This is a genomic window from Rugamonas aquatica (assembly GCF_009380215.1).
In the GTDB taxonomy this organism is placed as follows: Bacteria; Pseudomonadota; Gammaproteobacteria; order Burkholderiales; family Burkholderiaceae_D; genus Rugamonas; species Rugamonas aquatica_B.
In genome coordinates this window covers 224,911-237,974 of record NZ_WHUG01000010.1, presented here as the reverse complement: position 1 = coordinate 237,974, position 13,064 = coordinate 224,911, and the positions used below count along the sequence as shown (strand labels likewise).

General features: G+C 61.4%; 16 protein-coding genes. 8 read left to right on the top strand and 8 right to left on the bottom strand.

Annotation, left to right across the window (positions count from 1 at the left end):
* From GEV02_RS22875 to GEV02_RS22860, 4 genes are all read right to left on the bottom strand, one after another.
* The coding region (locus GEV02_RS22875; RefSeq protein ID WP_174999291.1) for a chromate transporter at nt 1-554 on the bottom strand (554 nt) is incomplete at its 3' end.
* Nucleotides 544-1,536, bottom strand: a complete 993-nt coding sequence (locus GEV02_RS22870; RefSeq protein WP_152840256.1) for a hypothetical protein — start codon at nt 1,534-1,536, stop codon at nt 544-546. The genes GEV02_RS22875 and GEV02_RS22870, both read right to left, overlap by 11 nt.
* A gap of 4 nt (nt 1,537-1,540) precedes the next feature.
* Nucleotides 1,541-2,170 (bottom strand): adenylyl-sulfate kinase, encoded by a 630-nt coding sequence (gene cysC, locus GEV02_RS22865; RefSeq protein WP_152840255.1) that lies wholly within the window; start codon nt 2,168-2,170, stop codon nt 1,541-1,543.
* 15 nt (nt 2,171-2,185) lie between these two features.
* Entirely contained in the window at nt 2,186-3,892 is a 1,707-nt protein-coding gene (locus tag GEV02_RS22860; protein WP_152840254.1) for a methyl-accepting chemotaxis protein, read from the bottom strand.
* A gap of 379 nt (nt 3,893-4,271) precedes the next feature.
* Here GEV02_RS22860 and GEV02_RS22855 point away from each other — a divergent pair, with 379 nt between their 5' ends.
* Complete coding sequence (locus GEV02_RS22855) at nt 4,272-6,503, top strand: NADP-dependent isocitrate dehydrogenase (RefSeq protein ID WP_152840253.1); 2,232 nt, start codon at nt 4,272-4,274, stop codon at nt 6,501-6,503.
* 54 nt (nt 6,504-6,557) lie between these two features.
* Here the strand turns inward: GEV02_RS22855 and GEV02_RS33725 are convergent, their stop codons facing one another.
* The gene (locus tag GEV02_RS33725) at nt 6,558-7,391 is read right to left on the bottom strand and encodes a gamma-glutamylcyclotransferase family protein (RefSeq protein ID WP_328595894.1); all 834 of its coding nucleotides are present in this window, start codon (nt 7,389-7,391) and stop codon (nt 6,558-6,560) included.
* A 65-nt stretch (nt 7,392-7,456) separates the two neighbouring features.
* Here GEV02_RS33725 and GEV02_RS22845 point away from each other — a divergent pair, with 65 nt between their 5' ends.
* On the top strand, nt 7,457-7,981 hold the full coding sequence (locus tag GEV02_RS22845) for a DUF2199 domain-containing protein (protein WP_152840252.1): 525 nt from the start codon (nt 7,457-7,459) through the stop codon (nt 7,979-7,981).
* On the opposite strand, the gene GEV02_RS22840 is transcribed toward GEV02_RS22845, so the two are convergent.
* From GEV02_RS22840 to GEV02_RS22830, 3 genes are read right to left on the bottom strand one after another with little or no spacing between them, the layout of a single operon-like run.
* A complete protein-coding gene (locus GEV02_RS22840; RefSeq protein WP_152840251.1) occupies nt 7,953-8,300 on the bottom strand; it encodes a GFA family protein in 348 nt (115 codons plus the stop codon). The two genes, GEV02_RS22845 and GEV02_RS22840, sit on opposite strands and share 29 nt — an antisense overlap.
* The gene (locus GEV02_RS22835) at nt 8,297-8,746 is read right to left on the bottom strand and encodes an SRPBCC family protein (RefSeq protein ID WP_152840250.1); all 450 of its coding nucleotides are present in this window, start codon (nt 8,744-8,746) and stop codon (nt 8,297-8,299) included. Before GEV02_RS22835 ends, GEV02_RS22840 begins: the two co-directional genes overlap by 4 nt.
* Complete coding sequence (locus GEV02_RS22830; protein ID WP_152840249.1) at nt 8,647-9,084, bottom strand: ArsR/SmtB family transcription factor; 438 nt, start codon at nt 9,082-9,084, stop codon at nt 8,647-8,649. Before GEV02_RS22830 ends, GEV02_RS22835 begins: the two co-directional genes overlap by 100 nt.
* Before the next feature lie 80 nt (nt 9,085-9,164).
* On the opposite strand from GEV02_RS22830, the gene GEV02_RS22825 reads away from it, so the two are divergent.
* The 6 genes from GEV02_RS22825 to GEV02_RS22800 all read left to right on the top strand — a co-directional run bounded on the left by GEV02_RS22825 (nt 9,165) and on the right by GEV02_RS22800 (nt 13,059).
* The gene (locus tag GEV02_RS22825; RefSeq protein WP_152840248.1) at nt 9,165-9,581 is read left to right on the top strand and encodes a nuclear transport factor 2 family protein; all 417 of its coding nucleotides are present in this window, start codon (nt 9,165-9,167) and stop codon (nt 9,579-9,581) included.
* A gap of 29 nt (nt 9,582-9,610) precedes the next feature.
* Entirely contained in the window at nt 9,611-9,820 is a 210-nt protein-coding gene (locus tag GEV02_RS22820) for a DUF4287 domain-containing protein (protein WP_152840247.1), read from the top strand.
* 734 nt (nt 9,821-10,554) lie between these two features.
* The gene (locus tag GEV02_RS22815; RefSeq protein WP_152840246.1) at nt 10,555-10,929 is read left to right on the top strand and encodes a YajD family HNH nuclease; all 375 of its coding nucleotides are present in this window, start codon (nt 10,555-10,557) and stop codon (nt 10,927-10,929) included.
* Nucleotides 10,930-11,442: 513 nt separating this feature from the next.
* Nucleotides 11,443-11,625, top strand: coding sequence for a hypothetical protein (locus tag GEV02_RS22810; RefSeq protein ID WP_174999289.1), 183 nt, complete (start codon nt 11,443-11,445; stop codon nt 11,623-11,625).
* Between the two features lie 141 nt (nt 11,626-11,766).
* The gene (locus GEV02_RS22805) at nt 11,767-12,042 is read left to right on the top strand and encodes a hypothetical protein (RefSeq protein ID WP_152803611.1); all 276 of its coding nucleotides are present in this window, start codon (nt 11,767-11,769) and stop codon (nt 12,040-12,042) included.
* 138 nt (nt 12,043-12,180) lie between these two features.
* Complete coding sequence (locus GEV02_RS22800; protein WP_152840245.1) at nt 12,181-13,059, top strand: alpha/beta hydrolase; 879 nt, start codon at nt 12,181-12,183, stop codon at nt 13,057-13,059.
* Nucleotides 13,060-13,064 lie beyond the last annotated feature (5 nt).

Genomic DNA, 13,064 nt, shown 5'->3' with positions numbered 1-13,064 from the left:
TCGGTGCAGCCGACGATGGCGGCCACGGCCATCAGGGCCAGCGTGGTGGGCAGGCCGGGCAGGGCGGTCAGCGCCAGCGCCGCGCCGATGCCGAGCGCGGCCTGGCGCCAGTCGTGCACCGCCGCCGACCACAGGCGGCAACCGGCGGCCAGCACCACGGCGACGATGGCCGGCGTGATGCCGAGGAATAGCGGCCGCAGCACATCCATGCTGCCGAAGCGGAAATACAGGGAACCCAGCAGGACGATGCAGACAAAGGCCGGCAGCACCGCGCACAGGATGGCGACCGCTGCGCCGCCGATGCCGCGCAGCCGGTAGCCGGTGTAGGCCACCACATTGATGGCCACCGGCCCGGGCAGGATGGACGCCAGCGCCAGGCCGTCCAGCAGGTCCGATTCCGGCAGCAGGCGATGGCGCTCGACGATGACCTGCTGCGTGACCGCCACCATCGCCATGAAGCCGCCGACGCTGGTGCAGCCTATGCGCAGGAACAGCAGGGCCAGTGTGGCCAGCGTGACTTGCGTGACCGGCGGCAGCGGTTCATCAGCGCGCATGATCGGCACCGGCCGCCGCGTTGAAGTAACGGCCGAAGCCATCCATGAAGCGGCCCAGTTCGGCCGCCGGAAGATGGTTGATGCCGGCCGCGGCCTTGCGTCCGCCGCCGCCCTCGAACTGCTGGCAGAAGCCGCAGGCGCTCAGGGTCAGCGGGGCGCCGGAGCGCACGCTGACCAGGTAGGAGCCGTCGCTGCGCTCGTTGAGCACGGCGAACGAAGCGCCGTCGTGCGCGGCCGCCAGCTGGTTGGCCAGCACGCCGCTGATGCGCCGCGCCCACGCGCTGGCGGGCAGGATGTAGACCGCGCCGCTGGCCAGCTCGGCGTGCGGCCGCAGGCCCTGCATCAGCGCGCAGTCGTCGCGGTAGCCGGCGCACAGCGCGCGGTAGGCGTCGCTGGCGGCGATGAAATCGAACGGGCTGTCGTGGCCGCCGAGCGCGCGGTACAGCGCGGCCGGCGCCATGTGCAAGTCCTGCTCGCATTCGCCGTAGGCGTTGTAGTTGACCACCTGGCCCAGCTGCGCCAGCGCCGCCACCGCGCCGTCGTCGAGCCCAAGGCCTTGCGCCAGCTGGCGCGCCGCGCCGGCCAGGTTGTCGCCGAAGGCCGCCGCCACCGCCCATGGCCGGTGGCGGCCGTTCAGGTGGCGGTCCACCAGGATGCTGGTGCAGACGTCGGGGGAGCCATCGCAATGCAGGCGCAGCCGTGGATGGGCGAACGCGCAGTCGGCCGAGTGGTGGTCGAAGTACTCGACCTCGGCGCCGCCGTCGAGCAGGCGGCGCAGCGCGTCGGCGTTGCTGTCGAGCGAGATGTCGAGCACCACCACCCGGCCGGCGCAGCCGTCCGGCAGGCGTTGCAGCAGGCCGGTGTCGCGCTTGACGCCGCTCACCAGCTGCGCATGGCGCGGCGTGTGCAGCCGCAGCTGGTGCAGCGCGAAGATGCCGTCGGCGTCGCCGTTGAAGACATCGTAGTTCAGTGCGGCAGCCATGGCATCAGACGAAGCGGCGCGCCAGTTGCTGGTATAGCAGTTCGCATGCGGAGTTCAGCGTCAGCGCGCCGGTGTCCAGCGACAGTGCGGGCGCCAGCGGCGCCTCGTACGGCGCCGTGATGCCGGTGAACTCCGGTATCAGTCCGGCGCGCGCCTTCTTGTACAGGCCCTTGGGGTCGCGCGCCTCGCACAGCTTGCGGGATGTGCTGACATGGACTTCGAGAAAATTGTTGGCGCCGATGAGGTCGCGGGCCATGTCGCGGTCGCGGCGCAGCGGCGAGATGAAGGCGCAGATGACGAACAGGCCGGCGTCGTTCATCAGCCTGGCCACTTCGGCGCTGCGGCGGATGTTTTCCTGGCGGTCGGCCGGTGAGAAGCCGAGGTCGCTGTTCAAATGGTGGCGCAGATTGTCGCCGTCCAGCACGTAGGCCGGATGGCCGGACGCCACCAGCCGGTCTTCCAGCGCGCAGGCCAGCGTCGACTTGCCGGCGCCGCTCAGGCCGGTGAGCCAGACCGTCGCCGCCTGCTGCCCGGCCTGGCGGCAGCGCGCTTCAGCCGTCACCTGGCTGCCGTGCCAGAAAATATTCGACGCGCCGGACAGGGCGTGGCCGTCGACTGTTTCCATCATACCCATGGCTATCTCTCCAGATCAGAACTGTTCCCATTCCTGCGCGGGCGCCTTGGCCTCGCTGCGCGCGCGGCTGGCCGCCGGCAGCGCGGCGCGTTTCATGGCGGCCGGCACGGCGACCGCCACCCGTTGCAGCGCGGGCCGCGGCGCGCCGGACTGGGCCTCGGTGCGGAACACGCTGACCAGGTCGTTCAGGCTGTTGACCTGGTCTTGCATCGCATGGGCGGCCGCCGCCGCTTCCTCCACCAGCGCGGCGTTTTGCTGGGTCACATCGTCCATCTGCGTGACGGCGGTGTTGATCTGCTCTATGCCCGACGATTGCTCCTGGCTGGCCTGCATGATCTCGGACATGATGTCGGTCACGCGCCTGACGCTGGACACCACGTCGTGCATGGTGCTGCCGGCCTGTTCGACCAGGCGGTTGCCGGCCTGGACCTTGTCGACCGAATCGCCGATCAAGTCCTTGATTTCCTTGGCCGCGGCGGCCGAACGCTGCGCCAGGTTGCGCACCTCGGTCGCCACGACGGCGAAGCCGCGTCCCTGTTCGCCGGCCCGCGCCGCTTCCACGGCGGCGTTCAGCGCCAGGATGTTGGTCTGGAAGGCGATGCCGTCGATGACGGCGATGATGTCGACGATCTTGCGCGCCGAGATATCGATGGCGGCCATGGTGTCGACCACCTGCGCCACCACGGCGCCACCCTTGGCGGCCACGTCGGAGGCCGACTCGGCCAGGCCGTTGGCCTGGCGGGCATGGTCGGTATTGAGGCGCACGGTGCTGGTCAGCTCTTCCATCGAGGAAGCGGTTTCCTCCAGCGTGCTGGCCTGCTGTTCGGTGCGCGAGGACAGGTCCAGGTTGCCGGAAGCGATCTGGCCGGCGGCGGCGGCGATGGTCTCGGTGCTGGCGTGCACCTGGTTGACGATGCGCGCCAGGCTGTCGCGCATCGAGCGCATGGCGAACAGCAGGCTGTGCTGGTCGTCAGGCTTGGGTTCCACGCGCACGGTCAGGTTGCCGGCGGCGATCTGGCCGGCGATTTCAGCCGCTTCGGCCGGTTCGCAACCGAGCTCGCGGGTCACGCCGCGGGTAATCAGCCAGGCCGCCACCACGCTGGTCAACAGCGCCAGCGAGCCGATAATCAGCATCACCGTGCGGGCTTGTGCGTAGGCGATTTCGGCGGCGTCGGCCGCTTCGACGTTTTGTTTTTCCTCGACCGCGATCAGCTTGCGCAGCAATTCCCACCAGCGTTTCTGCACCGGCCGGAATTCATAGCGCAGCAGCTTGTAGGCCTCGTCCTGTTTCTGTTCCAGCGCCAGCGCGGCGGCGCGCTCGATGAAGGGGGCGGCTTGCTCGGCCTGCTTGCGTATCTGCTCCAGCAAGTCTTTTTCCTCGGCCGAGGTGCCACTCAGCTTGGAGAACATCTGGCCCAGCTGGTCCTGGGCGTCCGCGTATTTCTTCTGCTGCTCGGCGATGCGCTTGACCTCGATCTGGATTTCCTTGTCTTCCTTGAGCAGGATGAGGTTGCGCATGGCCAGCGCGCGCTCGGTGACGGTCAGGTCCATGACCTGGGCCAGCTTGGTCTCAACATTGTTGACCTTGGTGATCTCGTTCAGGCGCTCCTGGATCTGGCGCATGCTGCTCAGAGCCATCGCGATGACCACCAGCAGAAACACGGCGCACATGCCGAAACCTAAGCCCAGCCTGTTTGCTATCGTCCAATTCTGAAATTTCATATCGCCTCCTCAGGCCTTATGTGCATTCCAAATATCCAAATGAGCTTTGGGCAGAACGCTGTCATGATCTTAGTAGGCGGAGTTCGGTTGGAAACTCTCCGATAGTCACTTTCGGCATCAGTGCAACAAAGAAATATGTGTTGATGGCAATCTCGGAAACTTTTCGCGACCGGTAGATGCCTGGCAGTAAGTAAAGTGCATGGCGTTTTTGCATTTATTCGGCCGAAAAGGGCTCCTACGCAGAATCCGCCCCTGTGCAGGGGCGGCCAACAGGTCTAAAATGCTGTTTGGGCCCGTTGCCGGATTACGACAAACCGTCTTACATCCCGAAACGGAGAAATTCAATCGGCGGGTATCGCCCGCATGACATGGAATGAACATGGCAACACAGAAAACTAAAATCATCTACACGCTGACCGATGAAGCGCCTATGCTGGCGACCTATTCGCTGCTGCCTATCGTCCGCAAATTCGCCGCATCGGCTGGCGTAGACGTGACCTCCAGCGATATTTCGGTGGCGGCACGGGTGCTGGCCGAGTTCCCCGAATACCTGACCGACGAGCAAAAAGTGCCAAATACCCTGGCCGAACTGGGCGCCCTGACCCAACTCGCGGACACCAACATCATCAAGCTGCCGAATATTTCGGCATCGGTTTCGCAGCTGGTCGCCTGCGTGCGCGAGCTGCAAAGCCGCGGCTACAAGCTGCCGGACTACCCGGAAGACGCGAAAAGCGACGAAGACAAGGCGCTCAAGGCCCGCTTCGGCAAGTGCATCGGCAGCGCCGTCAACCCGGTCCTGCGCGAAGGTAACTCGGACCGCCGCGCGCCCAAGGCCGTCAAAGAGTTCGCCCGCAAGAACCCGCATTCGATGGGCGAGTGGAGCCAGGCTTCCCGCACCCACGTCTCGCATATGCACCACGGCGACTTCTACCATGGCGAAAAATCGCTGACGCTGACCCAGGCGCGCGATGTCAAGATGGAACTGATCACCGAATCGGGCAAGACCATTGTGCTGAAACCGAAAGTTTCGCTGCAAGCCGGCGAGATCATCGACAGCATGTTCATGAGCAAAAAAGCGCTGCTGGAGTTCTACGAGAAGGAAATCGACGACGCGTTCAAGACCGGCGTGATGTTCTCGCTGCACGTCAAGGCGACCATGATGAAGGTGTCGCACCCGATCGTGTTCGGCCACTGCGTCCGCATCTTCTATAAGGAAGCCTTCGCCAAGCACGCCGCGCTGTTCGATGAACTGGGCGTGAACGTCAACAACGGCATGGCCAATCTGTACGAGAAAATCGAAACCCTGCCGGCCTCCAAGAAGGACGAAGTCCTCAAGGATCTGCACGCCTGCCACGAGCACCGTCCGGAACTGGCCATGGTCGACTCGGCCAAGGGCATCACCAACTTCCACTCGCCGAACGACATCATCGTCGACGCATCGATGCCTGCCATGATCCGCATCGGCGGCAAAATGTGGGGCGCCGACGGCCGTCCGAAGGATGTCAAGGCGGTCATGCCGGAATCGACCTTCGCCCGCATCTACCAGGAGATGATCAATTTCTGCAAATGGCATGGCAACTTCGATCCTAAGACCATGGGCACCGTGCCGAACGTCGGCCTGATGGCTCAGCAAGCCGAGGAATACGGTTCGCACGACAAGACCTTCGAAGTGGCTGAAGGCGGCGTCGCCAACATCACCGACCTGACCACCGGCGAAGTGCTGCTGAGCCAGGTAGTGGAAGCGGGCGACATCTGGCGCATGTGCCAGGTCAAGGATGCACCGATCCGCGACTGGGTCAAGCTGGCCGTCACCCGCGCCCGCAACTCCGGCATGCCTGCCGTGTTCTGGCTGGACCCGTACCGTCCGCACGAGAACGAAGTCATCAAGAAGGTCCAGGTTTATCTGAAGGAGCACGACACCAAGGGCCTGGACATCCAGATCATGTCGCAAGTACGCGCCATGCGTTACACGCTGGAGCGCGCATCGCGCGGCCTGGACACCATCTCGGTGACCGGCAACATCCTGCGCGACTACCTGACCGACCTGTTCCCGATCCTGGAACTGGGCACCAGCGCTAAGATGCTGTCCATCGTTCCGCTGATGGCGGGCGGCGGCATGTACGAGACCGGCGCCGGCGGTTCGGCACCTAAGCACGTCAAGCAGCTGGTGGAAGAGAACCACCTGCGTTGGGATTCGCTGGGCGAGTTCCTGGCGCTGGCGGTATCGCTGGAAGACATGGGCATCAAGACCGGCAACGCCAAAGCCAAACTGCTGGCCAAGACGCTGGACGAAGCCACCGGCAAACTGCTGGACAACAACAAGTCGCCATCGCCACGCACCGGCGAGCTGGACAACCGTGGCAGCCACTTCTACCTGTCGCTGTACTGGGCGCAGGCGCTGGCTGCGCAGAACGACGACGCCGAACTGAAAGCCTACTTCGCGCCGCTGGCGAAAAGCCTGGCCGAAAACGAAGCCAAGATCGTCGCCGAGCTGAACGCGGCACAAGGCAAGGCAACGGATATCGGTGGTTACTACTACCCGGATCCAGCCAAGACCGAAGCGGTCATGCGTCCAAGCGTTACCTTCAACGCGGCACTCGACGCGATCTGATCGTAGCGTAGCTTACGCAAACTAAAAGGGGCAGCCGATTTGGCTGCCCCTTTTTTATTGCGTGGTGCTTGTGGGGGCATCCCGCGCATCCACGTAGGCCCAGGCCAGCGTGCCCGAAGCCAGCACGACGCGCTGGCGGCGGTAGGCCGCCACTTCGTAGCGGTCAGAATTCCGCAGCTCCTCGGCGGTGATCGCCAGCACCGAGCCCGCGACCGTGTCGGCGGGCGAGCCGGTGTGCGAGACGATGGGGTGATGCGTCTTGCCGCTGGTCTCGACCACCGCCGGATCGTCGATCGCCAGCATGGCCAGCTGATAGGCGGGCAAACTGTCCGGGCGGCCGGAGAGCAGGCGGCCAAAGGTCGCCTTCTGGACATCGGGCTGTTGCAGGGTGCCGTAGGAGAACAGCATTTCGCTCGCATCCAGCGCCGCACCGCCCAGCGCTTTGCGCGTGGCCCACACAATCGGCAGGCCGAACAGGAATATATGGGACAGCAAGTCCAGCACCGTCGACAGCGGCTGGAACGTGACAGGGCGGGGGAAGGCCGACAGCGGCAACACCACCAGCCGCATCGCCAGAAACACCAGGGTTCCGAACAAGACCGCCGCCAGCAGCGGCCTGGCCGCCAGCGCCGGCGCGCGGCGGGTCGCCAGCAGGAACAGCGCCATCCACACGAAGCTGAGTGCGAAGTGGCACAGCAATCCAAGCGCCGCGGTCAGCGCGCCGCCGCTGAAGGCCGCGCTGCCCAGCAGCCCGCTGGCCACGACTTGCAGCAGGCGCGCCGGCGTCAGCCCGTTATAGACGGCAAAGGAAATCGCGAACGTGATATCGAGCGCGCCGGCAATGGCGCCACCGACCAGCACGGCATAGGGAATGGACCAGCGCTTCATGCATCAGCCTCCGTAAGTTTGCTAGCATGTTATATTAAAAGCAAACCTCGGTAAAAAGGAAAAACATGTCGGACCAGATAGCCTGTTCAGAGTGTGGCGAACTGCACACGCTGGATGAAGTCGAACTCGTTTTCAGGCGCCCCGATGCGGTCGCGGCGCTGTCGGATGCCGAGCGGGAAGCCCGCTGCCGCGAGAACGACGACCTGTGCGCGATATGGGGCGACAGCGACGACAGCCACCGCTACTTCGTGCGCGGCCTGCTGCCGTTGATGGTGACCGGCCGTCCGCTCGATTACTGCCTGGGCGTGTGGATGGAAGTCCGGCGCGATGTGTTCGACCGCATCTACGCGTTGTGGGACAGCGATAGCCAACTGGATGAACCGCCGCTCGACGGCCTGCTGGCCAACGATATCCCGACCCGTCCCGGCTCGTTGGACCTGCACGGCAAGATCCATCTGACGGGGCCGGAGACGCGTCCCGAATTCATGGTGGCCGACGCCGCAGCGGCGTTGTTCGCTGACCAGCGCGACGGCATCTCCGCGCACCAGGCCGATGCCTTCCTCAAATCGCTCGACCGTCGTAGTGCGTGACGGGGATAGACTCCAGGTCTATGCCTTCGATGCAGCGGATATTGATCGCCGCCATGGCGTCGCCATTGGGCGCCGTGCCCTCGCTGTAGGGCGCGATGCCGCAGGTAGGGCAGAAGCGGTGCTTGATCAGGTGCTTGTTGAACAGATAGGTGCTGGCCGCGTCGTCCGGCGTCAGCAGATGCATGTTCTGGCGCGGGACGAACCACATCAGCACGCCCTTGCGCTGGCACATCGAGCAGTTGCATGACATGGCCGACGTGATCTCGCCTTCGGCCTCGAACTTCACATTGCCGCAATGGCAGCTTCCCTGGTATTTCATAGCGAACCTCCTGTAAGTAGACGATCAAGACTGCTAAAGAAAAGAGCCCAGCCGCGCTCGTGGTTGATGCGCGCCTGTTCGTCGAAGAAGCGGTCGTGCACGAAGCTGAGTTCCGTGCCTTCCGCCACCGGCGTGAGCTCGATGCTGATGCGCGACACCCGTTCCGGCGTGCTGTGCCAGGCCCAGGTGAACACCAGCCGCGTGTACGGTTTCACTTCCTGATAGACGCCGGTCATCTGATTCAGGCCGCCATCGGGGCCGGCGAAGGCGAGGTGGTACTGGCCGCCTTCGCGCAGGTCGATGTCGGCCTTGGTCAAGCTCGCCTGGCCGGGACCGAACCACTGGCTCAGCGCTTGCGGGTCGGTCCACGCGCGCCAGACTTTTTCGGGGGCGACGGGGTAGGTGCGGCGGATGCTGACTTGGGCGGGCTGCTCGGTGTTGGGCATGATGCGATTTCCTCTTTGTGGTAGAGATAGCGACCCAGCGAATCGAGCTGGTCGGTCCAGAAGCGCTGGTAGTGGGCGATCCAGGCGGCGGCATCCTGCATGGGGGCGGCATCGAGTTCGCAGCGCACCACGCGGCCTTCCTTGGAGCGCGCGATCAGGCCGGCCGCTTCCAGCACCGCCAGGTGTTTCATGAAGCCGGGCAGGGACATCTCATACTGCTGCGCCAACTCGGTGACGGTTTGACTGCCGTCGCCCAACTGCGCCAGCACCCCGCGCCGCGTGGCGTCGGACAGCGCGGCGAAGATCAGGTCCAGGTGGGGGTCTTTATAGTTAACCATAAGGTATAGTATTGGCGAGGGTTCAGAACTTGTCAAGCATGTATTTGTGACAAAATAGGCATTTTTCAGAAAGGCGTCTGATGAGCGAAATTCTGGATGACAGTGCGGGCGATTCTAAAAATCTGCGGCAAGTGAGAGCGCTTTATCGGGCGCTGAAATCGAAGGACCAGCAGTCGATACGGGAGATCCTGGTTGATGAGCCGGTGTGGGATGTGTCGCCAGGTTTTCCGGAGGGCGCAATCTATCGCGGCCTCGCCGAGGTGTTTGGCGGGTTCTATCCAAAACTGCTCGCGCACGTTCATACGTTTGGCGCTTTTCCGGACAATTTTGTCGATGGCGGCGATACGGTCGTGGCGCTGGGCCACTACCGCGTCACCAAAACCGAAGGTAGCCCGCCGGTGCTGGTGCGCTTCTCGCATGTTTGGGGTGTGGATGAGCAGGGACGGGTGAAAGGCGTGTGGCAGGTTGCGGACTCTGCACAGTTCCTTGCCGCTTAATTCAATATTGCAGCTATCAAGGAGCACATATGAAAACAGAGGAAAAAGTAAAAGGCCCAGCATCTTACTTTCCGTCTATTGAGAAGACCTATGGAAAACCGATAAATTACTGGTTAGACATCGTAGGCTCTTTGAAAGATAAGAAGCATATGGAAATCGTAGCGACGCTTAAAGAAGGCCATCAACTTGGTCACGGGCATGCAAATGCGTTGGTCGCGTATTATCGTGCTCAGAGCTAGATTTGATCGCTGTCGGCCGGGAGGGAGCCTTAATCTAGGTTTCGAATCGTGGCCGGATGAGATGGGCATTGTGTAAAATTAGACGTCAAACACACCTGCTGGACTCGGCCTGCAGCAGCCAGACAAAAATAGGACAACAAAACCGTTCCATTGGAAGGGATAATCCGACGTGAAAATAGGTCCATATGCGGCTCTGATGAGTTTACTTATAGCCCTGCCGGTTTGGGCAAGCGAGCTATCGTGCACGTCCGAGTACGAGCGAGGGCGACGTGAAATGGGAGCCTGGGCCGAGATGGTGGGTGTCATGGAAGGCGTAATCTATGGACACTCTCTAGCTTTGTCGCCGGCCAAATTTTGCTTGTCTGGGACGCCTAAGGAACAAGTGCAGGCCATCGCACGTGCGCTCGACGGTGATTCATATAAGGCGAACCCGATCTTGATAGATGACGTGCCGACGAGAGAACAGGCTCAGCAATTTTTGGAGCGGTTTTTTCCGTGCAAATAATCAATCCTGTCGATGATATACGGCCAGCAGCTGCCGCTCGCCAGAACAAGTTTTCAAACCTGGCTTTGCTGAGTTTGACTCCGTTGGCCTTGGCAGAAGCCGTAGTGTAGAAGGCTGGTTGAATGGTACAACTGCTCAATAGCCGAAACCGGCTGTGGGCGCTAGCGGCCGAGCCGGCCGACTGCGGGCGCTGCCGGCCAACATGTAACAGCAAGGGAAGGAAATAAGCATGACCGTTGGGAAAAAGCCGGACGCCGCGCGGCTGGACAAAATTGTGGCCGACGCACGACGTGCGGCCGACCAGCGCGAGCTGGGCTATCGCGAGCGCTCACTGAAAATGTATCCGTGGGTGTGTGGGCGCTGCATGCGCGAATTCACGCATGCCAATGTGTCGCAACTTACTGTGCACCATCGTGACCACAATCATGACAACAATCCGCCTGATGGCAGCAACTGGGAATTGCTGTGCCTTTACTGCCACGATAACGAACACTCGCGTTATCTTGAGGCCGACCGGGGACTTAGTCTGAAATCGGCCGAGGTCGCGCCGGCAACGCATAATCCGTTCGCTTCATTGGCCGGTCTGATGAAAAAGAAAGAATAAATTCAGGGGTGGTGCCCACGGCGTGATAGGCGCAATCGGCCAGAAACGGCCCTTTGCAAAACCATCTCGATTACGGAAACCCTTGATGAACCAACTTTCGAAAGAAGAACTCTTCCGGTACCACAAGAGAACCGGTTGTCCTTTGCTAGATGCGAGGACACTGCTCAAAAATATGGAACCTACTCTCTTTTTACGTGTAGTTGAGGCGACTCTTCGCCCTGCTGGTGAGCTCAACAGATTGTTGGACCCGATAGAAGTTGCGGAAGATACTAGAGATATCGTTTCTACGGCTCACGCTAGAGCAGTGGCTTTGATATCTCAACGACAGGGACAGCGAAGGGGGATGTGCCACGCCGTTTGGGACGAACAGACCCGTATATTAAAAGACGACTATGGCCTTATTTGGTTTTCACCTCAGAAAATGAATCCTCACACTTACTTTGATTGACTCATGTTATTGTAGCTCTGACGCATTTCGGCCAGTACCAGCCACTGAATTTTTGAAGCAGATAGATGAGTATAGATAACACGGAAGCCAGGTTGATTGCCAATGCTCTTTACGAGATACGTTTGCTGTTGAGTCCCTATATGGGAAGTGAAAATGATGCGCCCCATGACGTGCGTTTAGCGGCTCACGTAGCGTATGCTTTGCATAATGAAGCGGCAGCATTAATCGATGCAGAAAATTTGACATAGAGACTGCGCTCCGAAAAGTGGTGGCAATCGATAGCGTCCTGCCAGGGAACGATGGTGACCGACTAGCTTCGACGTGGGCCACTCCAAATAGAGTCGATCGGTCAGACTGAAATCGGCCAAGAGCTGCTGTTCAGAAATCAGATGATCGTACTTACTTCAACAGGCTGGATTCTCTTGGCGTTTTCTGTGGTAACGCTTTGTCTTGACGCTTTCGCTATTTGGAAGGTATTCGCCTCGCCGTTTTACGAGCCTGCGCAACGATGGGGGCAAGCAGTTCTTATCCTGCTCGTACCAATATTCGGAGCTTATCTGAGCTGGTACTTGGCCCGTGAACAAGTGGCACTTTTTCAATCTCCGCCTGTCGATCATGTTAAGGATATTGACCCAACCTGCAGTGATATTGATTATCATGGATGAAACGGGCCTGACCGCCATCGGCTGCGGAAGCTGCCGGTCTTCGGATGCCCTGTGTCAGGTCACATTTGAGATGGCTTGACCAGCACCACCTTTTTACGCCAGACTCCCGCTCATTCGACAACAACGCGAAGGGCGGAAATGAAGCATATCGTTATGTTCAATAAGTTCCACGGAAGTTTTTGCCTGGCGGCTGCGCTGCTGGGCGCTTGTATCGCCGGCCCGCTGCACGCCGCGCCTTCTACTTCGGCCATCTCAGCCGCCACGCCGCTGGTGATCGGCGAAAGCTTCAACATTGAATCGAAAGTGCTGGCGGAAACGCGGCACATCAACGTCTACATGTCGCGCGGCTACGGCTTGCCGGCCGACGCGCCGCTGCCTGTGCTCTACATGCCCGACGGCGGCCTGCGCGAAGATTTCCTCCATATCGCCGGCCTGCTGCAAGTGTCGGTCGATAACGGCACCATGCGCCCGTTCATGCTGGTCGGCATAGAAAACACCCAGCGCCGCCGCGACATGACCGGCCCCACCGACAACGCCGAAGACAAGAAGATCGCCCCCGTGGTTGGCGGCTCGGCGCAATTCCGCCGCTTCATCAAGGAAGAGCTGATGCCGGAAGTGAAGCAGCGCTACCGCACCACCGGCGAAACCGCCTTGATCGGCGAATCGCTGGCAGGCCTGTTCGTGGTCGAAACCTTCCTGCGCGAACCGCAACTGTTCGACCACTACGTCGCCGCCGACCCCAGCCTGTGGTGGAACGACAGCAAGCTGCTCGCCGAAGCCCAGCAACTGCTGGACAAGCGCCCAAGCCGCCCGCAAACCCTGTACTTCGCCAGCAGCAGCAACGCAGGCATCGTCAAGGGCGCGGAACAGCTGTCGGCCCTGCTGACCACTCGCGCGCCGGGCGGCCTGCAATGGCACTACCAGCAAATGCCCGCCGAAACGCACGCGACCATCTACCAGCCCGCAGCACTGCAAGCCTTCCGCATGATGCTCAAACCTAAGCCAGCAGCCAACTAAGGCAT